Annotated in this window: 19 protein-coding genes; 7 read left to right on the top strand and 12 right to left on the bottom strand. The window is 66.6% G+C overall.

Annotated features, from left to right (window positions below; genetic code table 11):
* Positions 1 to 141: 141 nt before the first annotated feature.
* Positions 142 to 903 (top strand): trypsin-like serine protease, encoded by a 762-nt coding sequence (locus OHA10_RS14925; protein WP_371406791.1) that lies wholly within the window; start codon positions 142 to 144, stop codon positions 901 to 903.
* Positions 904 to 917: 14 nt separating this feature from the next.
* Here the strand turns inward: OHA10_RS14925 and OHA10_RS14920 are convergent, their stop codons facing one another.
* Positions 918 to 1139 carry a hypothetical protein gene (locus OHA10_RS14920; RefSeq protein ID WP_371406790.1) on the bottom strand — a complete coding sequence of 74 codons (222 nt, stop codon included), beginning with the start codon at positions 1137 to 1139 and terminating at the stop codon, positions 918 to 920.
* A 68-nt stretch (positions 1140 to 1207) separates the two neighbouring features.
* Here OHA10_RS14920 and OHA10_RS14915 point away from each other — a divergent pair, with 68 nt between their 5' ends.
* The 6 genes from OHA10_RS14915 (at position 1208) to OHA10_RS14890 (ending at position 8005) form a co-directional block, all read left to right on the top strand.
* Complete coding sequence (locus tag OHA10_RS14915) at positions 1208 to 1582, top strand: cupin domain-containing protein (protein WP_371406789.1); 375 nt, start codon at positions 1208 to 1210, stop codon at positions 1580 to 1582.
* A 127-nt stretch (positions 1583 to 1709) separates the two neighbouring features.
* Entirely contained in the window at positions 1710 to 3290 is a 1581-nt protein-coding gene (locus tag OHA10_RS14910) for a flavin monoamine oxidase family protein (RefSeq protein ID WP_371406788.1), read from the top strand.
* A complete protein-coding gene (locus OHA10_RS14905) occupies positions 3287 to 3940 on the top strand; it encodes a Rid family hydrolase (protein WP_371406787.1) in 654 nt (217 codons plus the stop codon). The genes OHA10_RS14910 and OHA10_RS14905 overlap by 4 nt, the downstream gene beginning before the upstream one ends.
* A gap of 78 nt (positions 3941 to 4018) precedes the next feature.
* Positions 4019 to 5788 carry a hypothetical protein gene (locus OHA10_RS14900; RefSeq protein WP_371406786.1) on the top strand — a complete coding sequence of 590 codons (1770 nt, stop codon included), beginning with the start codon at positions 4019 to 4021 and terminating at the stop codon, positions 5786 to 5788.
* A complete protein-coding gene (locus tag OHA10_RS14895; protein WP_371406785.1) occupies positions 5770 to 6918 on the top strand; it encodes a DegT/DnrJ/EryC1/StrS family aminotransferase in 1149 nt (382 codons plus the stop codon). Before OHA10_RS14900 ends, OHA10_RS14895 begins: the two co-directional genes overlap by 19 nt.
* 73 nt (positions 6919 to 6991) lie before the next feature.
* A complete protein-coding gene (locus OHA10_RS14890; RefSeq protein ID WP_371406784.1) occupies positions 6992 to 8005 on the top strand; it encodes a phosphotransferase enzyme family protein in 1014 nt (337 codons plus the stop codon).
* Here the strand turns inward: OHA10_RS14890 and OHA10_RS14885 are convergent.
* The 11 genes from OHA10_RS14885 to OHA10_RS14835 all read right to left on the bottom strand — a co-directional run bounded on the left by OHA10_RS14885 (position 7947) and on the right by OHA10_RS14835 (position 21836).
* A complete protein-coding gene (locus OHA10_RS14885) occupies positions 7947 to 9191 on the bottom strand; it encodes a hypothetical protein (protein WP_371406783.1) in 1245 nt (414 codons plus the stop codon). The two genes, OHA10_RS14890 and OHA10_RS14885, sit on opposite strands and share 59 nt — an antisense overlap.
* Before the next feature lie 314 nt (positions 9192 to 9505).
* The gene (locus OHA10_RS14880; RefSeq protein WP_371406782.1) at positions 9506 to 10282 is read right to left on the bottom strand and encodes an ATP-binding cassette domain-containing protein; all 777 of its coding nucleotides are present in this window, start codon (positions 10280 to 10282) and stop codon (positions 9506 to 9508) included.
* Positions 10275 to 11237 carry an ABC transporter ATP-binding protein gene (locus OHA10_RS14875; RefSeq protein WP_371406781.1) on the bottom strand — a complete coding sequence of 321 codons (963 nt, stop codon included), beginning with the start codon at positions 11235 to 11237 and terminating at the stop codon, positions 10275 to 10277. The genes OHA10_RS14880 and OHA10_RS14875 overlap by 8 nt, the downstream gene beginning before the upstream one ends.
* Entirely contained in the window at positions 11234 to 12133 is a 900-nt protein-coding gene (locus tag OHA10_RS14870) for an ABC transporter permease (RefSeq protein WP_371406780.1), read from the bottom strand. Before OHA10_RS14870 ends, OHA10_RS14875 begins: the two co-directional genes overlap by 4 nt.
* Positions 12120 to 13097 (bottom strand): ABC transporter permease, encoded by a 978-nt coding sequence (locus OHA10_RS14865; RefSeq protein WP_371406779.1) that lies wholly within the window; start codon positions 13095 to 13097, stop codon positions 12120 to 12122. The genes OHA10_RS14870 and OHA10_RS14865 overlap by 14 nt, the downstream gene beginning before the upstream one ends.
* Positions 13098 to 13099: 2 nt before the next feature.
* Entirely contained in the window at positions 13100 to 14896 is a 1797-nt protein-coding gene (locus OHA10_RS14860; protein ID WP_371406778.1) for a peptide ABC transporter substrate-binding protein, read from the bottom strand.
* A gap of 138 nt (positions 14897 to 15034) precedes the next feature.
* Positions 15035 to 16600, bottom strand: coding sequence for a malate synthase A (gene aceB, locus OHA10_RS14855; RefSeq protein ID WP_371406777.1), 1566 nt, complete (start codon positions 16598 to 16600; stop codon positions 15035 to 15037).
* A 10-nt stretch (positions 16601 to 16610) separates the two neighbouring features.
* A complete protein-coding gene (locus OHA10_RS14850) occupies positions 16611 to 18608 on the bottom strand; it encodes an alpha-amylase family protein (RefSeq protein WP_371406776.1) in 1998 nt (665 codons plus the stop codon).
* Positions 18609 to 18628: 20 nt separating this feature from the next.
* Positions 18629 to 20092 (bottom strand): hypothetical protein, encoded by a 1464-nt coding sequence (locus OHA10_RS14845; protein WP_371406775.1) that lies wholly within the window; start codon positions 20090 to 20092, stop codon positions 18629 to 18631.
* Positions 20089 to 20904, bottom strand: coding sequence for a carbohydrate ABC transporter permease (locus tag OHA10_RS14840; RefSeq protein WP_371406774.1), 816 nt, complete (start codon positions 20902 to 20904; stop codon positions 20089 to 20091). The genes OHA10_RS14845 and OHA10_RS14840 overlap by 4 nt, the downstream gene beginning before the upstream one ends.
* Positions 20901 to 21836 (bottom strand): carbohydrate ABC transporter permease, encoded by a 936-nt coding sequence (locus tag OHA10_RS14835; RefSeq protein WP_371406773.1) that lies wholly within the window; start codon positions 21834 to 21836, stop codon positions 20901 to 20903. The genes OHA10_RS14840 and OHA10_RS14835 overlap by 4 nt, the downstream gene beginning before the upstream one ends.
* Between the last annotated feature and the right edge of the window lie 5 nt (positions 21837 to 21841).

The raw sequence follows: 21841 nt of genomic DNA, 5'->3' as shown, positions 1-21841 counted from the left end.
AGTTTTGGGTGTGAGTGTTCACTCACCGCGCGTGATGCCGCCCAGCCGCCGCTCATCGGGAGTACGGCGTGGGGGCTGTGAGCGATCCCGCTCGGCGTGGGAGTTTACTTGCAGCGATCTTTGTCTCACGTGGAGTAGTGAATGGTGAAGCGGGCTGCACTTGTTGTCGGGATTCTGCTGGCCGTCACGGCCGGCGCGAAACCGGTCGTCGTCGGCGGGACGCTGGCGAGCGCGACCGAGGCGCCGTGGGCGATCGCGCTGAACAACACCCGGTCCGCGTCATCGACCGAGCGGTACTGCGGCGCCGTACTCGTGAGGCCGAACAAGATCGTCACGGCCGCGCACTGCATGGACGAGGACATCTCGACGTACTACGCGGTGCAGGGGCGGGCCGATCTCGCGGACGACTCGGTCGGGCAGACGTCCGCGATCAGCAAGGTGTGGATCCATCCCGGGTACAACACGAAGGACAACCGCTACGACTTCGCCGTACTGACGCTGGCGAAACCGTTCACCGGAGTACCGGTGCTGCCGCTCGAGACGCGGGCTCGGGCGGATCGCAACGGCGTCGTACCGACGGTCTACGGGTGGGGCGACACGGAAGGGACCGGGCTGGACGACACGCTGCAGAAGGCGGCCGTGCCGGACCTCGGGGACAAGACCTGCCTGGCGGTCAAGAGCTACGTCACCAACGGGTACGCCGCCGCGACGAACGTCTGCGCGGGATATCTGAACGGCGGGATCGACGCCTGCCAAGGCGATTCGGGCGGACCGCTCGTTCTGAACGGCCGGCTGCTCGGTGTCGTGTCGTGGGGTCAGGGCTGTGCCCAGCCCGGCAAGCCCGGGGTCTATGCGGAGACGGCCGCCGTCGCCAAGGCCCTCGCGCCGCAGCTGGCCCGCTAGCTACAGCACCGCAGCTACAGGACCGCGCCGCGTGGCGCGACCTCCAGGCCGGCAACGCCTCGCGCATACAGCACGAGAAGCCGGTCGCCGTGTCTGCACCGGAGCATGCCGGTGTTGCCCGCGAGCGCTGTGACGGCGCGCTCGACCACGTCGTCGTCCGTCGCGCCGGACTCGTCGTAGGTGACATCCAGCTGGTCACCGCTGATGAGCCGAACCCGCAACACGATGCTCGCCATCTACGAAGCCTACGCCGTGCGGGCCTGTCGGCGTTTCGTACGGAGCGGCGCGGAGAGAGACTGACGGTATGGCTGAACCAGTTCGCGTGATCAAGGCCGGCGACCTGGTCGCCGCCGACCCGACGTCCGGGATGCTGCGGATGCGGGCGTTCGAGCTGCCGATCCTGTGGTCCGGGCAGGTGATCACCGAGCCGGGCGCGATCTCCGGCTGGCACCACCACGACAAGAACGAGAGCAGCCTCTACATCGTTCGCGGCGTACTCCGTCTGGAGTTCGAAGGCACCGACGAGTACCTCGACGCGGTCGCCGGCGACTTCGTCCACGTCCCCGCCTTCACCGTCCACCGCGAAAGCAACCCCAGCTCGGATCCGTCCCTCGCGATCATCGCCCGAGCCGGCGGCGGCATCCCGACCGTCAACGTCGAGCCTCCCGCCCGCGGTTAAGTCAGGTTCGTCAATCCGAAACATACCTGTCGGTACGAGCGTCAGGTCGTTACGGTCCTGTCACGCCGCGAAAACATCATGTCCTTACCTTTCTGGCTAGCTTCCAGTCGCCCAGTGAGGAGAAGGCATGGCACAGACAAGACGTCAGTTCCTGCAGCAGGTCGGTATCACCGGTGGAGCCGGTGTCCTGTACTCCACGATGGGGGCGCTCGGCCTCACAAACGTCGCCGAGACACCCGCGTACGCCGCTCCGAAGCGGGCCGAGCTCAACGGCCGCGGCAAGCACATCGTCATCCTCGGCGCCGGGATCGCCGGCCTCACGTCGGCGTACGAGCTGCTCAAGGCCGGCTACAAGGTCACGGTGCTCGAGGCCCGGAACCGGCCTGGCGGCCGCAACTGGACGGTCCGCGGCGGCACCGTGGAGACCGACCTGGCCGGCAATACCCAACGGGCGGCGTTCTCGCCCGGCCAGTACATGAACGCCGGGCCGGCCCGGCTCCCGCAGCATCACGTGACCCTTGAATACTGCCGCGAACTCGGCGTTGCGATCGAACCGTTCGTCAACCAGAACGCCGACGCCTACCTCTACCGCGAGGGGACCACGGCCCTGTCGAACAAGGCGATCCGGCACCGGACCGCCAAGGCGGACGCGTACGGGTACGTCGCGGAACTGCTCGCCACCGCCACCGACCAGGGCGCGCTCGACACCCTGTTGTCGGAGACCGACAAGCAGGCGCTGATCGGGTTCCTGAGCAGCTTCGGCTCGATCGGGAACAAGGCGTCCGGATTCGCCTACACCGGCACCGACGGCCGCCGCGGTTACACGGTCGAGCCGGGCGCCGGACTGGAGGCCGGTACGACGGCCCCGCCGTACGCCTTGAGCGATGTCTTCGCCAGTGGCGTCGGCAACTACTTCTCGTTCGAGTTCGGCTGGGACCAGGCGATGATGATGTTCCAGCCGGTCGGCGGGATGGATCGCATCCCGTACGCGTTCGAGCGGGCGATCGGCAAGGACAAGATCCGGTACGGCGCCGAGGTGACCGGACTGCGGAACACCAGCTCCGGTGTCGAGGTCACCTACCACAGCGGTGCGCGGACCAAGGTGCTGACCGCGGACTACGCCATCTGCACCCTGCCGCCGCACCTGGCCGCGAAGGTCCCGTCGAACCTGCCGGCGCCGATCGTCGAAGCGCTCGAGTACGCGCGGCCGACCAACGCGGGCAAGATCGGCATCGAGTACGGCCGGCGCTGGTGGGAGGAGGACCACCGGATCTACGGCGGGATCACCAACAGCTCTCTCGACACGGTCAACACCTGGTATCCGTCGTACGGCTTCCACGGCGACCGCGGCACCCTGATCGGCTACTACAACACCGGCGCCAACGCGAACGCGTACGGCGCGCTGACGCCGGCCGCCCGCCTCGAACGCGCCCTGACCCAGGGGGCGAAGATGCACGGCGACGTTTACACCAAGGACGTCAAGGCGTCCTTCTCGGTGAACTGGCTGGGCACCAGGTACTCCGAGGCATCCTGGGTCAGCTGGCCGTCCCAGACCGACGGGATCTACGCCCGCCTGCTCGAGGCCACGGGCAACATCTACTTCGCCGGCGACCACCTGTCCCATGTCATCGCCTGGCAGCACGGAGCGATCACGTCGGCCCGGGCGACGGTGACCGCGCTGCACAGCCGGGTGGTGGCGGATCGATGAAAACTCGTCTGCTCGTCGGGTCCGTCGCTCTGGTCGTGTCCTTCAGCGCCGGCGCCGGGACGGCGGCCGGCTGGTGGAACAAGCCGCAGCCGCCGAAGCCCGGCACCGTCGTCCCGGCATTGCCCGCCGGGCAATCCAACCCGATGATCGCCAGCGGTGTCGCGATCGGCGCCAACACACCGCTCTACAAGACCAGCGGCATCGGCCCGTCGGCCCTGAACAGCGGCGCGCCGTCCGGGTCCGAGGAGTCGTACATCGACACCGCCGTCTTTCCGGGCGGCGCGCTACCGGCAGGCGTCACGATCACCGAGGCGCAGGGCATCAACGTCCTCCGCCGCATCGGCGAGAACCTGCAGGCAGCAGGGTTGTCGTACGCCGACGTCTACACGATGCGCGTGTTCTTGCAGAACCCGTCCGGCGCCACCAGCGCCGACTTCGCAGGCTGGAACCGCGCATATCGCCAGTACTTCGCCAACACCGACCTCACCACCGGCAAGTACGTCCCGGTCCCACTGGGTACGGCGCCACCCGCCAAACCCTTCGTGGTCAATCCGTCCCGCCCGTCCCGCTTCGCCCTCGAGATCGAGAACCTCCCGGTCTCCGGCTGGCTCGTCGAAGTCGAGGTCGACGCGGCCTACCCGAAGCACTGACACCGTTCATTATTGCGGACGTCCATAACTGATATTTAGGTCTTGCCGAACGTCGAGGGGTGCGGCAGGGTTGACCGCGTGCCAGAACGTCGCGCGGTCGCGGTGGTGGACAACCGGATGGCGACAGAGCAGGCCCACCAGGCGAGTCAAGACGCCTGGTGGGTCTATCTGGATGAGGTGCTGGGACATCTGCGTCTGCCGTACCGGACAATCTCCTTGTCCGAAGCTCCAGTTTCGGATGGCATCCTGATCTTCGCGACGACCGCTGCGGCCGACCCTGGGCTTGAGCAGTGGGTGCGCGACGGCGGCGTACTGATCCAGGTTGGCGACCCCGGCCCACTCTCCGGACTCGCCGGGGTATCGGCGGACGGCTCGGTGCCGGAGGACCACGTTGTGGTGGCGGAGAGCGCGGTTTGGTCGTCTCGACCACCTGTCGCGCTGCACGCCGTCGGCGGGAGTCGGCTCACGGGCGCGGATGTCGAGGTACTCGCGCGCTGGGAGTCTTCGGGCGAGGCCGCGATCACGCTGCGCCGGCTCGGTGCGGGAGCTGTGCTGACGTACGGCGTCGACCTCTGGCAGAGCATCGTCCGCATCCAGCAGGGGTATGCCGTGAGCGCCGACGGCGAGCCGGCCGCGGACGGTACCGCGCCGATCGACGACGGCGTCCTCAAGGCCGAGGACGGGATGACGCTCAGCTTCGAACGGGACCGGGCGATGCCGCCGGGCGAGCCGGAGTTGGTCGAGCCGTTCGAGCACACTTATCCGCCGCCGAGCGCCGTACCGATGTTCGACCAGCCGCAGGCCGACTGGTGGTGCTCGCTGTTCGCGCAGAGCCTGTGGTGGGGCGCCGAACAGGCCGGCGCCGTCGTGCCTTGGCTCGGCTACTGGCCGGCCGGGGTCGACGCGGTCGCGCACATGTCGCACGACTCCGACGGCAACGAGGAAGACGAGGGCGAGGCGGCGCTGGCCGCGTTCGCGGAGGCCGACGTCGAGGTGACCTGGTGCCACGTGTTCCCCGGCGGGTACTCCGCTGAACTGCACGCGGCGATCACGGCTGCGGGACACGAGAATGCCCTGCATTACAACGCGATGGGCGACGCCGACCTTGCGGTCTGGGGATGGCCGCAGATGCGGGCGCAGTACGCGTGGGCGCAGGCCGTCACCGGCACCGGCACCGAGCAGATCATTTCGAACAAGAACCACTACACACGTTGGGAAGGCTGGACCGAGTTCTACCACTGGTGCGAGCGACTCGGGATCCAGATCGACGAGTCGCGTGGGCCGAGCAAGCAGGGGGACGTGGGGTTCGTGTTCGGTGCGGCGCACGTGTCGTACCCGATGGGTTCGGTTGCTGAGGGCAACCGGTTGTTCGACGTACTGAATCTGCCGCTGCACACGCAGGATCTCGCCTGGGCCGGGCATACCGCTGTCCGGGACGTGATCCTGGACGGGGCGCAGGCGGTGCACGGTGTCGCGCACTTCCTGTTCCACGGGCCGCACTTGCACAAGCGGCCGGCCACGCGGGCGGCCTGTATCGAGCTTGCCGCCGAGGCGCGACGGCGCGGGATGCCGTGGTGGACTGCCGGTCGGATCAACGCGTGGGAGCGGAGCCGGCGCGGCGTCACGCTGTCGGTCGAGCCGGTCGCGGACGGGGTGCTGGTGAGCGCGTTGGCGACTGAGCCGGTGCCGGGTGCCGCGGTGCTGCTCGCCGTACCCGGTGGTGGTTTCGATCCGATCGTCAAAGAGGGCGAGGGAACGGCCCGGACAGTGATCCGGCACGGTCGGACCTTCGTCGAACTGTCCGCAGACATCGTTGCCGGAGACAACAGATGGGTGATCGCACCATGATGCCGGACTGGCCGCAGTACGACGACGACGAGGCGAAGGCGCTGCTCGAGGTGCTGCATTCGGGGCACTGGGGCAGCACGAGCGGGGATGTCGTCGCGACCTTCGAGCGGGAGTTCGCGTCGTACCAGCAGGCGGCGTACGGGATCTGCCTGAGCAACGGGACGCTGGCGATCGCGGCGGCGTTGCGGGCCGCGGGTGTGGGCATCGGCGACGAGGTGATCGTGCCGCCGTACACGTTCATCGCGACCGCCTCGGCGGCTTTGTTCGTGGGTGCGGTGCCGGTCTTCGCCGATGTGGACCCGGACACCCACCTACTCGATCCGGTCGCCACGGAGGCGGCGATCACCGAGCGGACCAAGGCGGTCATCGTCGTCCACCTCGCCGGTCGTCCGGCTGACCTCGACGCTTTCACCGCGCTCGGCACGCGGCACGGCCTGACCATCGTCGAGGATGCGGCTCAGGCACATGGTGCGGCGTACAAGGGACGCCCGGTTGGGGCGATCGGCGATCTCGGTACGTTCAGCTTCCAGAGCAGCAAGAACATCACGGCCGGCGAGGGCGGCGCCGTACTCACCGACAACGAGCAGCTGGCGGGTGCGCTGTACTCCCTCGTCAATGTTGGCCGGGTGCCGGGCGGTGGCTGGTATCAGCATGAGGCGGTCGGCTACAACCTGCGGCTGACCGAATTCCAGGCTGCGATCCTCCGGGTCCAACTCCGCCGCCATCCAGCCGTCCAGGAGATCCGCGAGCGCAACGCCGGCCTCCTCACGGACCTACTGCGTGACGTCGACGGCATTCGCCTCGCCCCGGAAGACCGCGCGATCACCGCCCATGGCCGCCACCTCTTCATGCTCCGCTTCCCCGGCCGCCGCGACGCCGTCCTACAAGCCCTAGCCGCAACCGGTCTCACCCGAGCCTCCTCCGGCTACGTCCCCCTCCACCGCAACACCGCCGTACTCCGAGAATCAAAATCGATCGCAGACCGCTTGAGCCAGCCGTACCCAACCGCAGACTGCCCCAACGCCGACACAGTCTCCGCCGACACCATCTGGCTCCCCCAGACCTACCTACTAGGCACCGAATCCCAAACCCGATCAATCGCCGCCACCATCACCAAGGCGCTGCAGTAAGGAACCTTGGGTTGCAGGTTGTCGTTGGAATCGGCGACGAATCTGCTGTAGTTGCAGGGATCCTGGAGGAAGGTTGTACACGCCGTCTGCCGAGGAAGTTGTGGTCGCGTTCGGCTTGGGTGAAGCCGATGGCGGGCTGGTGCATTTCAGGCGGGGTGGTGCTGACGTCTGGCGGCTCGAGACCTCGAGGGGAACTTACTTCGTCAAAGGGTATTTCCCGGGGAGCGACGAACAGCTGATCGACCAGCTGGCGGTCGCGATGGCGTTCGAGCGCGAGGCGCGGACGGCGGGTGTCAACATGCCGGAGCCGGTCGCGCCGATCGATCCGGTCCTGGATTGGCTGACGCGCATCGAGGATCGGCTGTTTCGGGTCTACCGATGGATCGAGCACCGGACGGATGACCGAGACGTCTCGACCTGGCTCGGGCGAACGATGGCGGACATCCATCAGCTGCAGCCGCTCGGCCCGATCGGCTTGCCTGAGTGGTGGCGAGCCGCGATTCAATCACCGCAGACCTGGAAGGACTGGTTCGCCAACGCCCGAGGCCGTGACATGCCCTGGGCGGATCTGTGCACGCCCGGCCTTCCGCACATTCTCGCAGCCACCGAACGCATCACCGAGCTGCTCGACGTAGCCCCCGACATCGTCACAACGCATGGCGACTTCAAGACCCACAACATCGTCATGTCCCCCACCGGACCCGTCCTCGTCGACTGGGACAGCGTGCGCACCGACAGCGCCGCCCTCGAGGCAGCGCGAGTCGCGTACATCTTCGGAGCCGGCGATCCCGAGCAGATCAACAAGATCCTCACCGCGTACGTCGAAGCCGGCGGCGAACTCGCCTGGCCCGGACCGGATCTCTTCCTCAGTGTGACCCGCAATCACCTGCAGATTCTCGCCGAGCAGATCCGCGTCTCACTCGGCGAAGCCACCGCGGCCCGCTGGATGGGCGACCCCGCGACGGTCGACGCCGCCATCGCCCAACTACTACGAGACCTCCCCGACAGGCTCGACCACCTGCGCAGGCTCAGTCTTCCTGGTCGGATTCCTCGTCCTCCGTACGCCGACGGCGTACCCGATCGGTGAGTCCCCTGGAGAACTTGCCCGTCGTCGACTTGGCCAGGTCGAACGTCCCGCTGCCGAGGCGCTTGGCCGCGTCCACGCCGTCTGCTCCCGCGTCGAACGCTTTGTCTCTCACCTCGGTGGCCGCCTCCGTCCACCTCCTCGCCTCCAGCGACTCGCGACCGCGCTCGATCCCGAGCCGCCCGTGGAACTCCACGACGGCGTTCGCGACGTGGTTGCTCGAATCAACCACCTCCCGGGAGGAGGTCGGGTGCAGCAGCACCTTCGTGTTCGCCGTACCGGCCGCCGCATCCATGCGCGCCATCAGGTGCTCGGTGCTCCGGGAGATGAGATCCAACCGGTTGTTGCGCGCGGCCCGGAGGGCGAGGCGGTGGCGGTCGAGCTCGTCCGGAGCTGCGTCCAGTACGCGGTCGAGTTCGAGTACGGCGATCGCGTCCTGCAACTGGAAGCAGCGGGCGAGAACGGCCAGCCATTCCTGAACCTTCGACTTGGCTTCCTTGGCCGTCTTCGCGAGATCGCCGATCTTCGACTCGTTCTCGACCTTCTCCGCGAGTGCGTCGAGTTGGCGCAGCGTGTACGCCTGGGTTCGTGCGATCGTGAAGGCGGTGGACTGGACCTTGGACCACGTGACCTCGGAGACGCCGCCCACCTGCTCCCGGATGGTCAGGGCCTCCTGGAGCACGAAGTCGACGCCGATCAGATCCGCGAACACGGCGTCCTTCTGAGCACGCAGTACGTCGTCGACTTTCTTGTCGATCGTGGCGAGATAGTCGGTGATCTCGTCCATCGTCTGCTGCATCGCAAGCTGCGCCATGATCCCCGCCGCGCCGGCCAGAACCGCCGGGTTCGTCAGAAGGCCCCCCTTCGTGAACTCCACGAAACCTTTGATCTGACCGTGGCTTCCCTTCAGCACACCTGTGTCGAAACCATTCTTCGAGCTCCTCAGCCCAAGCTTGTCGGCGAGCTGCGCGGACTCCTTGGTCATCTTCACCCAGCGACCCGAGTTGGCCGCGATCTCAGAACCCGCCTGCGCGGCCGCGGACCCGGCACTGAGGACAGTCGCCAGCCGCGGCAGCCCGAGATCCTGCGATTGCAGCCCCTCGGAAACCAGGAAGCGCTCAACAGCCGCCGGCTCCCCGATGACCGCCAACCCGTCACCGTCACTGATCAGCTGAATCTCATCGTCCATCGCCGACTCCTGAACCTAGGCAGACAACACGACCCACCACAACGGAGAGCGCACCACGTTGCCTTCGAAACCCCGATCTCACGGAGCTCTTCCCCCTTAGAAGCCCCCCGGCAACAGCTCAAGCACTCCCGCCCCCACATGCGATGAGCCGATCACGCACATCGGCACCCACCCTACGACAGCCACCTCACCCAGAGACGGTTGAACCTCCGAGTACAACAGCGGGAAGAATGCACCGGCGATGAGCCGGGGGCAGGCGGGCGGGGCGGGCCAGCACGCGGAGGATACCCCGGCGTACGAGGAGCACGCAGGGGCTACTCCTGGCGGACGGGGAGTACGGCGGAGAGGAGTTCGCGGGTGTAGTTGTCCTTTGGGGTGCGGAACAGGGCCTCCGTAGGGGCCTCCTCGACGACACGGCCTCTGTTCATCACCGCGACCCGGTCCGCCAGTCGTTCGACCACGGCGAGGTTGTGGGAGATGAAGAGAATGGACAGGCCGAGTCGGTTCCGGAGGTCTGTGAACAGCTCGAGGATCTGCGCCTGGATCGACACGTCCAGCGACGACGTCGGCTCGTCGCACACGAGCAGGTCGGGCTCCAGGGCCAGCGCACGCGCGATCGCGATCCGTTGCTGTTGACCGCCGGAGAACTGCCGCGGATACAGCTCCGCATTGCGTGTGTTGATACCCACCAGATCCAGCAACTCAAGTGCGCGAGTACGACGCGACGTCTTGTCCCCGCGCTCGTGCAACCGCAGCGGCTCCATCACATTCCCGATCGCGCTGAAATGCGGCAGCAGTGAACCGTACGGGTTCTGGAACACCATCTGCATTCGCGGCCGCAACATCCGCAGCTCCCGCGCCGGCAGCCGACCGAGATCCTTCCCGTCGAACACGACCCGCCCCGACGTACACGTCTGCAACCCCATCATCAGCCGCGCGACCGTCGACTTCCCGCTGCCGCTCTCGCCGACCAGGCCCAGCGTCTCGCCCCGATGCACCGTGAGCGATACGTCATCGACAGCACGCACCTCACCCGCGCGCGTGTGGAAGACCTTGCTGACCGACTCCGCACGAACCAGTTCGTCAGGCATCGACAGTCACCTTCCAGCACGCCGCGTCCCGGTCAGGGCCGATCGTCAGGATCTCCTGCTCGGTCTGGCATCGAGGCAACTCGGCCCTCGGGCAGCGCGGATGGAACGCACACCCCGACGGCCGCCGCGACAGATCAGGTGGGCTACCGGGGATCGGCCGCAGCGGCAACTCCCGCCCGCCGACCTCGACACTCGACCCGAGCAGCCCGACGGTGTACGGATGTCGCGGATCGTCAAGCAGCGAAGCCATCGGCGCCCGCTCGACCACGCGACCGGCATACATCACCACCGCGTCGTCGCAGAAGTACCGCGCAACACCGAGGTCATGCGTGATCATGATGACCCCGGTACCGCGATCCTTCAGCCCCTTCAACAGATCCAGGATCTGCCGCTGCACAGTCACGTCGACCGCGGTCGTCGGCTCGTCGGCGATCAGCAGGTCCGGCTCGGTCACCATCGCCATCGCGATCATCGCCCGCTGCCGCATCCCACCGGACAGCTGGAACGGATACGTCCGGATCCGCTTCTCCGGATCAGGGATCCCCACATCCCCAAGCGCCCGTACGGCGCGCTTCCGCGCCTCGGCCTTGTTGCAAAGACCGTGCCAGATCAGATGCTCGGTCAGCTGCCGCTCCAGCGTCAGCGTCGGGTTCATGGCCTCCATCGCGCTCTGAAACACCATCGCGATCTCGCGACCGCGGACCCGACGCAGCTCCTTGTCCCCGATCGCAAGCAGATCGCGGCCTCCGAAGTACGCCTGGCCGCCGGTGATCCGCGCCGTCCGCGGCAGGATCCCCATCACACTGCGCATCGTCACGCTCTTGCCGCTGCCACTCTCGCCGACGATCGCGAGCGCCTGCCCGCGCCGTACGTCGAGCGACACCCCATCGACCGCGGTCAACGAACCGAACGTCGTACGCAGGTCACGCACCGACAGCAAAGCCTCGTCGCTCATCGCTGCTCTCCGCTCGGATCGAAAGCATCCCGTACGCCGTCACCGATCCACGTGAACGCCAGCAAAGTAAGGGCGAACAGCACCGCCGGGGCGACCAGCATGTGCGGCGCCGCCAGCAGATAGCGACTGCCCTCGCTGATCATCGCGCCCCACGACGGCGTCGGCGGCTGGACACCCAGACCGAGCAACGCCAGACCGGCCTCAGCAGCGATCGCGGCCGGGATCGCGAAGCTGGTGGTGACCAGGATCGGCCCGATCGCGTTCGGCAGGATGTACCGGATCGCGATCGTGCTGCCCTTCGCGCCCATCGACCTGGCCGCCTCGACGTACTCGCGCTCCTTGATCGTCATCACCTGCGCCCGGACCAGCCGCGCCTGCGTGACCCAGGACGCGATCCCGATCGCGACCACCAGCGCGAAGATGCTGCGACCGAGGACCGTCACCATCACGACCGCAAACAGGTAACTCGGGAACGCATACATCACATCGGTGAATGCCATCAGCAACGACTCGACCCGTCCGCCGAGATAGCCGGCGAGCAGCCCGATCGCCAACGCCAGCACGAGCGCGGTCAACTCCGCACCGAATGCCACGGTCAAGGCAGTCTGCAGACCGTAGATCAACCGGCTGAGAATGTCCCGCCCGAGCAGGTCGGTCCCGAGCAGATGCCCCTCGGACCCCGGCCCGGCCAACTTGTGCTGGATGTCGGTCTCTTCATACCCGTACGGCGCGATCAGTGGCGCCGCGATCGCGGTGATGACCAACAACGAACAGAAGATCAGACTCCCGAACGCCAACCGATGCCGACGAAACCGCGACCAGGCCCGCGCCAACGGCCCACGCGCAGCCCGCTCGGACTCGCCGGTCGCGACCGAGATGCCCTCAGTGGCTGTCATCGGACACACCTCCCACCGTGCGGATTCGGGGATCGAGGAAGCGATAGATCAGATCCACGGCCAGGTTGGTCACCATCAGGATCAGCGCGAAGAACAACGCCGTACCCATCAGCAGCGGCATGTCCCGGCTCGCCGCCGCGTTCGCGAAGTACAGCCCGAGGCCCGGGATTCGCAGCAGCGCCTCGACAAACACCGTGCCGGTCATCAGCGCCGCGAGCAACGGCCCAGCCACAGTGACCAACGGGATCAGCGAGTTGCGCAACGCGTGCCGGACGATAACCGTACGCCGGGGTCCGCCCTTGGCGATCGCCGCGGTGACGTACTCCTCGCGCAACGTCTCCAGCATGCTCGACCGCACGTACCGCGCGAGGACAGCCGCCGGCCCGAGGCTCAAAGCAAGCACCGGCAGGATCAAGTCCTTCGGCCCGTTCCAGCCACCGGAAGGCAACAACTTCAACGTTGCCGAGAACAACAAGATCATGAACGCCGCACTCAGATAGCTCGGCAACGCATGCCCGAGCGTGACCACGAACATTGTCCCGTGATCGGTCTTGCTGTTCTGCCGCAACGCGGCGAACACCCCGACCGGTACGGCGATCAGCAGCGCGAGCACGACCGCCAGCAACGCCAGCGTCGCCGACACCGGAAACGCCTCCGCGATGATGTCCTGCACGTTCCGGCTCGCGTACTTGTACGACGGCCCGAAATCCCAGACCACCGCGCCCTTCATGAAGATCAGGTACTGCTTCCAGACCGGTACGTCGGCGCCGTACCGGGACTCGAGCTCGCCGACCATCGACTCGGTACCGACGCCGCCGAAGTTCGTCGCGCCGCTGTTCACCCGCTGCAGGTCGGCGAAGTTGCCCGGGGCAAGTTGTAGCAGCGTGAACGTCAGGATCGACACCGCGATCAAGGACAGGACCAGCCGCACCAGCCGCTTACCGATGTAGACGGCGAGCCCCACGGTCAGTTCCCTACACTCAGCGGCTTGAGGTAGAAGTAGTCCGGATACGCCCGCAGCTGCAGACCGTGCACCTTCGGCTTGACCGCGTGGAACAGACTCAGCCAGAGCACCGGCACGTACAGGTACTGCTCCTCGCGCAGCTTCGCGGCCTGCTTGTACAGGTCCATCCGCTTCGCGTCGTCCGGCTCGACGTTGGCCTTGTCGACCAGCGCACCGATCTCCCGCGCAGGAGCCGACGCGTGCTCGGCGAGGACGGCGTTGAGCTGTGCGGTCTTGTCCGCGGGCTTGAGGTTCTTGTTGTCCTGCAACCCCTGGTACTTCTGCCACTGGTCGCTCGGCAGGCTGATCTCCTGCACGTTCTTCGGCGACCACAGCGACCCGACCATCGTCGGCCAGGTCGGCAGCCCGGCGAACGTGCCGTAGTAGAAGCCGATGTAGTTGCCCTTCTGGACCTGCCAGCGCCGCTCGGTGTACACGCCGGCCTCGACATGATCGACGCTCGCCTTGATACCGAGCTGCTTGGTCCAGCTGTCGACGATCGCGTCGGCGAGCGTGGTGTCCGGGACGCCGACCAGGAGTCGTACGGGTGGCAGGCCCTGGCCGTTCGGGTAGCCGGCCTCGGCGAGCAGCCGCTTCGCCTCGGCGACGTCCTCCTTGATCCCGATGCTCTCGTCCCAGCCCGCCGTACGGCTGGTCACCAGCGAGACGCCCGGCTCCTGCCCGGGCTGCACGCCGGCCAGGGTCTTGCGGTCGAGCGCGAGCGACAGCGCTTTGCGGACCCGGACGTCCTCCATCGCCTTGTGCTGACTGCGCAGCTTCGCCAGGTAGAGGATGCTGTAGTTCTCGGTCTGCTGCAGCTGCTTCGACAGGTCCCCGTCCTTCTGGAACCGCAGTACGTCGGGTCCGCTCAGCTGGACCAGGTCGGTCTCGCCGTTCTCGTACGGCACGGTCGCGGTCGCCGCCGCGCTCGGCTCGACCAGGTTGACCTGGATCCGGCCGAGCTTGACGTTGTCGCGGTCCCAGTACTTCTCGTTCGGCACCAGGATCAGCCGCGAGTTCGCGACCCATTCGCTGACCGTGTACGGCCCGTTGGACACGTAGTTCGGCGGGTTCTGCCAGTCCTTCGGCTTGCTCTCGACCAGGTCCATCGGCAGCGGCAGCATCGCCGGGTGGGTGAGGGCCAGCAGGAAGTCCGGGTTGGGATTGGACAGCGTCAGGACCAGCTCGTGGTCGCCGTTCGCCTTCACGCCGACCTTGGTCCAGTCGGTCAGCACACCGGACAGGAAGTCCTGGGCGCCTTTGATCCCGGTCGAGGTCTGATAGCTGTTGGCGCCGAGGGTGGTGCCGCCGGCCGAACCGCCGGCCGGGCTGAACAGCCGCTTGAAGGTCCGCTCGAAGTCCTGGGCGACGACCGGCTTGCCGTCGGACCACTGGGCGTTGTCCCGCAAGGTGAACGTGTAGGTCAGGTTGTCGTCGGAGACCTTCCACTCGGACGCGACGGCCGGCCGCACGTCGTCGCCCTTCTCGGTCTGCGTGACCAGGCCTTCGGAGATCCCACGGCTGAGGATCCACATGCCGTTGGTGATCACCTGAGGGTCGAGCACCTCGACCGGAACGTAGTCGATCTTCAGCGTGGACTGACCGCCGGCGGCCTTGTCGTTGTCGTCGCCGAACAGTCCGCAGCCGGTCAGCGACCAGCTGCCGCCCAGCGCGGCCAGGGTCAGACCGGACAGTCGGAGGAAGTCGCGCCGGGTCTGACCGACCGGCGGCGCCGTGCTGGACCACGCAGGCTTGGGCAAGGGAGTGCCGCCTTTCTGGCGTCCGGAACTCGACTTATGGTCGCGACCGTAGGGCCGTCGAAGCGTCGATGTCAACGCTTTACGGCCATTACCGAAAAGATCGTGACCAGCGGTGCCGAAAGGCGGCGGATCTCCTTGTCAGCTGAAGCGTTCGTACGCCGGGAGCGTCAGGAAGTCGACGTACTCGTCGGCGAGGGCCACCTCGAGGAACAGCGAACGGGCCGCGTCGTAGTGGCCGGGGTTGCCGAGCTTGTCGATCTCCTCGTCGGCGATGCGCTCGACCAGATCAGTGGTTACGGTCTCGCCGGTGTCGAGAACGACCTGGTTGCGGCGCCACTGCCAGATCTGCGAGCGGGAGATCTCGGCGGTCGCGGCATCCTCCATCAGGTTGAAGATGCCGACGGCCCCGGTGCCTTCGAGCCACGCAGCCAGATACTGCACAGCGACGCTGACGTTGTTGCGGAGGCCGGCCTCGGTCACCTCACCCGGCGTGGCAGCGACATCCAGCAACTGATCGGCCGTGACGGCGACGTCCTCACGGAGCTTGTCGAGCTGGTTGGGCTTGTCGACGAGGACCGAGTCGAACACCGTCCGGCAGGTCTCGACCATACCCGGGTGCGCGACCCACGAGCCGTCGAAGCCGTCGCCGACCTCGCGGGTCTTGTCCGCCTCGACCTTCGCGAACGCCTGCTCGTTGACCGCCGGGTCCTTGCTCGGGATGAACGCCGCCATCCCGCCGATCGCGTGGGCGCCGCGCTTGTGGCAGGTCCGCACCAGCAGCTCGGTGTACGCGCGCATGAACGGCACGGTCATCGTCACGCTGTTCCGGTCCGGCAGCTGGAAGTCGGTACCGCGGGTCCGGTGGGTCTTGATCACGCTGAACATGTAGTCCCAGCGCCCGGCGTTCAGCCCCGCGGAGTGGTCCCGCAGTTCGTACAGGATCTCTTCCATCTCGAACGCGGCCGGATACGTCTCGATCAGCACGGTCGCCCGGATCGTCCCGCGCGGGATCCCGATCGTGTCCTGCGCGGTCACGAACACGTCGTTCCACAGTCGTGCCTCGAGGTGGGACTCCATCTTCGGGAGGTAGAAGTACGGTCCTTGGCCACGAGCGATCTGCAGCTCCGCACAGGCGGCGAAGTACAGCGCGAAGTCGACCAGCGAACCGCTGACCGGCTCCCCGTCGACCTGGATGTGCTTCTCCGGCAGGTGCCAGCCGCGCGGCCGTACGACGATCGTCGCCAGCTCCTCGTCCGGCTTCAGCTCGTAGCTCTTCGCGTCGGTGCTGAAATCGATACGGCGGGTGATCGCATCGAGCAGGTTGAGCTGGCCGCCGACCACGTTCTCCCAGGTCGGCGTGTTCGCGTCCTCCTGGTCGGCCAGCCACACCTTCGCGCCGGAGTTCAGCGCGTTGATGGTCATCTTCCGGTCGGTCGGGCCGGTGATCTCGACCCGCCGGTCGACCAGGCCCGGAGCGGCGGGCGCGACCCGCCACTCCGGGTCGTCCCGGACGTCCTTCGTCTCCGGCAAGAACCCCAGCGACGCCCCGGCCGCGATCTCCGCGACCCGCTGCTCGCGGCGCTCCAGCAGCTCTTTCCGCCGCCCGTTGTACGTGCGGTGCAACGTCTCGATGAGTCCGAGCGCACGCTCGGTGAGAATCTCGTCGTACCGCTCGTTCATCGGGCCGGTGACGTCGATGGACACAAGGGGCTCCTTAGCTGAGTACTACGACTTCGTGATCGGTGATCCGGTCTACCTCGACCGTAATCCAGCCGTCCTGCTCCTTCACTTCTACCTCATCACCCGAGACGAGGAGTCGCGCCGACCGCCCGCTCGCCCTGATCGACACCGTGAACGGGCCGGCCGGGGTGAACTCCTCCAGACGGCCGCGCCAGGCACCGCCCTGATCAAGGTTGACCAGGTGCAGGATGTGCCGGTCACCCTGCCTGTAGAGCTGGCAGTCCAGTACGCCGGCACCGTTCACGCGCAGCGGGATGCCGTCGTGCCGGACCAGGTTCGCGAGCACCTTCCCGTGATCCGGGTGGTGATGCTTCGCGTACTGACGGTCGAGATCCGCCGCGAGGTACGCCGTACGCTCGCCGTGGACCAGCGCCGGGATGTCGCTGCGCGGCTCCTCCATCCAGGACTTCTCCGGCGGATAGATCGGGAACGGCGGGATCCAGGTCAGCGCAGGCTTGTCTGCCTCCACGACCTCCAGCTGACCACCGAACGGAAGGACGTCCGTGTCCTCGTCGAAAACCGACCGGTCCTCGATCCGCAGGTAGCTGTGGCTGTCGTAGTTCTCCCAGTCGGTCACGGTGCCGTCGCCGAGTCGCTTACCGGCGTGCCGGACGCCCAGCAGTTCACCCAACGCCCACTCGTCCCGGCGATCACCCCACTCGTCGTAGAGCCCCGATTCCCCGGTCACCACCAGACGGCCGCGGTACGCCTGCAACTGTGCGATCTGCTCGTCGGTCAGCACCCCGACGTTGGGCACCACGATCACCTTGAAGCGGTCATCGACCTCGGTCGTGGGCAAGTACGGAATCCGCGCCCGGACCAGCGCGTCCACCCAGCCGCGGTAGGGCAGCTGACTGACGGTTTCAGGTTGATCCTTGCCGTGGAAGTCCACGCTCCGCTGACTCCACAGCAGACCGACCGTAGCCACCGGCTCCCGATCGACGAGGTACTCCTCGTTGGCCTCGTGCCATTCGAACAGCGGCTGCGCCGTCGCGTACTGCCGCCGGTCGTCATGGACCGACCCGATGTGATGCCACCACGGCTGGATCCCGCCGGCCCAGCCCTCGATCGCCCACATCCGCGCCTCGGGTTCAGGCTTGCTCCCGAGCCGGAACGTCGGCACGCCGGCGTCGTACATCGCCGTACTCTCCGGGATCAGCGTGTCCTGGCCGAGCAGCCCGTGCAGCCGCTTGCCGGTGTCCGCGTTCGCCTGGAAGCCGGACTCTTCATGCCGCCACTGCGAGTCCAGCATGAAGATCGACGCCCGCTTGCAGATCTCGACGTCGTCGCGCAGCCTCTTGCTCTGGGCAACGACCTCGCCCCCGTTCATCCCGATCCACAAGCAGTCCGGGCCGCCGGCGCGACGTGTCACCTCGTTGTTGAGGTCCCAGACCGCGAGCCGCTGGTCGTAACTCCAGCGGATCCACTGCCGGTAGACCGGATCGGCCCAGTCCGGCGACCCCGGCAGGTCCTGCCCGAAGCTGTCGCGGCAGTTCAGGCAGTAGCAGATCGAGTCCCGGCCGAGACCGCTCCAGCTGTTGTCGGTCAACCCGTCCGGCGAGGTCCGCTCGATGATCTCCTCGAGGATCCCGGTCAGGAAGTCCTTGTAGTACGGGCCTGTCACGCAGGCGACGTACAACTTCCCGGCCCGGTAGGGGTTGCCGTCGGCATCGATCGCGAACCAGTCCGGATGCGCGTCGTACAACGGCTGATGGGCTCGGTTCGAGTCCATCCGGGCCAGGACCGTCAGCCCGTCCTCCTGCGCGAGCCTGGCGATCTCGCCGTACAGGTCGCGATCACCGAGGTACTCCGCCCGGTGCTGCAGCTCGAACTTGCTCGGGTAGTACGCGACGATCCCGCCGGCGTTGACGATCACCCCTTGGACCTTGGTACGACGCCAGTGCTCCCGCCACCACTCGGCGTCGTACCGGGCCGGATCCTTCTCGGTGAGATTCGTCTGCGCCCACCTCAAAGTCCGTTGATACCAAGGCTTCACTTGAGGCTCCGGACCGCGTCCCCGGCGCCGGACACGTTTTCGAGCAGCATCTCGGAGTACTTGCGGCTGAGTACGACGCCCTCCGCGCCACCCTCGAACGCGGCCAGTGTGGCGTCCCGGACGGACTCGGGCGTGCAGGCGGTCAGCTCACCCTCGTTGTCGTCCCAGTTGATCTTGGTACCGACGTCACGCGGCTTCTCCAGCCCGCGCTGCTTCGCGACGCCGACGGGGATGTCGATGTCGATACCCGGGTAGATCGCGCTCTGCCCGCCGACACCGGCGACGGCTCGCTCGGTCTCCCGGCGTACGTAGTCCGCGGTGAAACCGGTCTGCGGCAGCTTCTCGTACGAACCCTCGTCGAGCTGCAGCAGCTTCATCATCAGCGGGTAGACGTCCTCGGGCTCCGCGTCGGCGAACAGCGCGCCGCAGATGCTCTTCACCCAGGTGAAGAACCGCGGGCCGGCGCAGTTGTTGTAGATGACGACCTTGATGAAGTCGGAGAACTTCGCCGTCTCGGTGTAGTCCTGGTCCGCCCGGTAGAACGGGCTGAACGAGATGTTGTGGTAGACGTGCCAGCCCACCTGCACCTCGGGTGAGATCGCCTTCGCGACGCCGTAGATGTCGCGGTACAGCTGCCGCTGGCTCTCGGTCCACAGCGTCTGCCAGGCCAGTACCTCGGGGAAGTTGAGCAGGATCCGCCAGAACGTCACGAACGCGCCGTCCACCGGACGCTCACCCGCGCCGACCCGCTGGTTCCAGTCGACCAGTTCGCGGTACCCGCGCATCGCCCGGTCGACGTCGATACCGCGGTCGCGGGCGACCTGGCGGCAGTGCGGGCAGAAGCAGCCGATCTCGGACACGTCGACCGTGCCCTGCATCAGCATGTTCAGCGGACCGGGCCGCTCCGAGCACCAGGCGAGGCCGTCGAGCTCGTAACTCTGCACGTAGTCCTCGACGAACCCGAGGTGCCAGTTGCGGTAGTCCGGGTTGTTGAAGCACGGCCGCCGCCCGGGGCGTCCCCAGGCGTCGACCTCGAGCACCTTGGCGAAGTTCGGGTACGTACGCAGTTGGCGCGCGCCGCCGCTCTCCTCCATCCAGGCGAACGACTTCATCCCGCGCTCGCGGGCCTTCGGAATCACCTCATTGAGCAGGTCGAGCTCGGGGTGCTCCGGTGCCCGGCCGACGTCGCCGAGGACGGTGTTTCCGTAGTACTGGGGGTGCGGCGTCGCGTAGTTCCCGCCGACCCAGCCGAGGTCGTACTCCTGGACGCCGTGGTCCGGGATCGGGTAGCCGGGGATCTGCCGGCCGCCGGTTCCCCGGGTCCAGGTCGGTGTGGCCAGGAACAGCGCGTTGACGGCGCCGCGCTCGGCCAGGATGTCGAGTGTCCGGTCGACGCCTTCGTCGACGAACGAGATGGCTCCGATCTGCATGGCAACGACCCGATCGGGCACGATGCTCACCCCTTCATTCCTGTCATCGTGATGCCTTGGATGAAATAACGCTGGGCGAAAAGGAAGACGGCGATGACCGGTACGACGGAGATCGTCGCGCCTGCCATCAGCAGACTGATCTTGGTGAAGTACTCGCCCTGGAACTGCGCGAGTGCCACCGGCAAGGTCTGCAGGTTCTCGGACGTGATGTAGATCAACGGACCGAACAGGTCGTTCCACGATTCGAGGAACGTGAAGACCCCGATCGCGGCGAGCGCCGGTTTGGTCTGCGGCAGCATGATCCGCCAGTAGATGCCGAACGTGGACGCACCGTCGATCTTGCCGGCGTCCTCCAGCTCGTTCGGAATGGTCAGGAACGACTGCCGCATGAGGAAGGTCGCGAACACCGGTGTGAGCACCTTCGGCACCCACAGCGGGTACTGCGTGTCCACCCAGCCGATGTGCTGGAAGACGATGTACTGCGGGATCAGGTACGCGATGCCCGGGATGATCGACGTGGCGAGCAGCACCATGAACGCGATGTCCCGGCCGGCGAACCGCAACCGCGCGAACGCATAGCCGGCCATCGACGCGACGATCAGAATGCCGATCACGTTCAGTCCGGCGAGTTTCACGCTGTTCCACAGGAACACCGGGATCAGGCTGAACACGTCGCCGTAGTTGCTCCACTGCGTGTCCGTGGGCAGGAACTTCGGCGGCGAGCTGAGCACCTTCGCCTCGGGCCGCAGTGATGCGCTGATCATCCACACCAGCGGCGCGAGGAATGCGACCGCGAACAGCGACATCACGACGTACTGCGAGGTCTTTCCGACGATTCTCATGAGTAGAACACCCACCTCTTCTGCAGCTTCCACTGCAGGAAGGTGACGGCCGCGATCACCACGAACAGGATCCACGCCATCGCCGAGGCGTAGCCGACCTTCCCGTAACTGAACGCGTTCTGATAGATGTTGTAGATGTAGACGCTGGTGGCGTGGCCGGGTCCGCCCTTGGTCATCACGTAGATCAGGCCGAACACCTGGAACGACGAGATGAACTGCGTGATCAGCAGGAACAGGAAATGCGGCGTCAGCAGCGGCAGCGTGATGAACCGCAACCGCTGTGCCGCGCTCGCACCGTCGATCTTCGCGGACTCGTAGAACTCGTTCGGCAGGCCCTGCAGACCGGCGAGCAGGATGATCATCGGGTAGCCGATGCCCTGCCAGACGCTGACCATGATCACCGCCGGCATCGCCCAGCTCGAGCTCGACAGCCATTGCGGGCCGTTGATCCCGAGCTGGCTGAGCAGACCGTTGATCACGCCGTTGTCGGGCTGGAAGAACCAGAACCAGACGAACCCGATCGCCACCACGTTCGTCACGTACGGCGCGAAGTACGCCGTCCGGAAGAACGCGACACCGCGGATCGGACGCGCGCACAGCAACGCCAGCACCAGACCGATGCCGATCGTCAGCGGGATGCTGGCCAGCGTGAAGTAGACCGTGTTCTTGAACGTCTGCAGGAACAACGGGTCGTCGGTGAACATCTCACTGAAGTTCTTCAGGCCGACGAACTTCGGCGGCGAGATGCCGTTCCAGTCGGTCAGCGACGCGACGATCGAGACCAGGATCGGGAAGAACTGGAACGCCACCACCCCGACCACGATCGGGCTGATGAACAGCCAGCCGGTGAGGTTCTGTTTCCGGCGGGCCCGGCGTACGTCGGCTGTGTTGACCTGTTCGGAGGTGTCGCGTGCCATCGTGATGGTTGCCATCGACA

Source organism: Kribbella sp. NBC_00662 (assembly GCF_041430295.1).
Classification (GTDB): Bacteria; Actinomycetota; Actinomycetes; order Propionibacteriales; family Kribbellaceae; genus Kribbella.
Note: the sequence above shows the minus strand (reverse complement) of the source record. Positions and strands in the feature narration are given on the sequence as shown.

Coding starts and splice junctions, on each gene's coding strand:
- OHA10_RS14925 (WP_371406791.1), top strand. CDS start 142: ATGGTGAAGCGGGCTGCACTTGTTGTCGGGATTCTGCTGGCCGTCACG.
- OHA10_RS14920 (WP_371406790.1), bottom strand. CDS start 1,139: ATGGCGAGCATCGTGTTGCGGGTTCGGCTCATCAGCGGTGACCAGCTG.
- OHA10_RS14915 (WP_371406789.1), top strand. CDS start 1,208: ATGGCTGAACCAGTTCGCGTGATCAAGGCCGGCGACCTGGTCGCCGCC.
- OHA10_RS14910 (WP_371406788.1), top strand. CDS start 1,710: ATGGCACAGACAAGACGTCAGTTCCTGCAGCAGGTCGGTATCACCGGT.
- OHA10_RS14905 (WP_371406787.1), top strand. CDS start 3,287: ATGAAAACTCGTCTGCTCGTCGGGTCCGTCGCTCTGGTCGTGTCCTTC.
- OHA10_RS14895 (WP_371406785.1), top strand. CDS start 5,770: ATGGGTGATCGCACCATGATGCCGGACTGGCCGCAGTACGACGACGAC.
- OHA10_RS14885 (WP_371406783.1), bottom strand. CDS start 9,191: ATGGACGATGAGATTCAGCTGATCAGTGACGGTGACGGGTTGGCGGTC.
- OHA10_RS14880 (WP_371406782.1), bottom strand. CDS start 10,282: ATGCCTGACGAACTGGTTCGTGCGGAGTCGGTCAGCAAGGTCTTCCAC.
- OHA10_RS14875 (WP_371406781.1), bottom strand. CDS start 11,237: ATGAGCGACGAGGCTTTGCTGTCGGTGCGTGACCTGCGTACGACGTTC.
- OHA10_RS14870 (WP_371406780.1), bottom strand. CDS start 12,133: ATGACAGCCACTGAGGGCATCTCGGTCGCGACCGGCGAGTCCGAGCGG.
- OHA10_RS14840 (WP_371406774.1), bottom strand. CDS start 20,904: ATGAGAATCGTCGGAAAGACCTCGCAGTACGTCGTGATGTCGCTGTTC.
- OHA10_RS14835 (WP_371406773.1), bottom strand. CDS start 21,836: ATGGCAACCATCACGATGGCACGCGACACCTCCGAACAGGTCAACACA.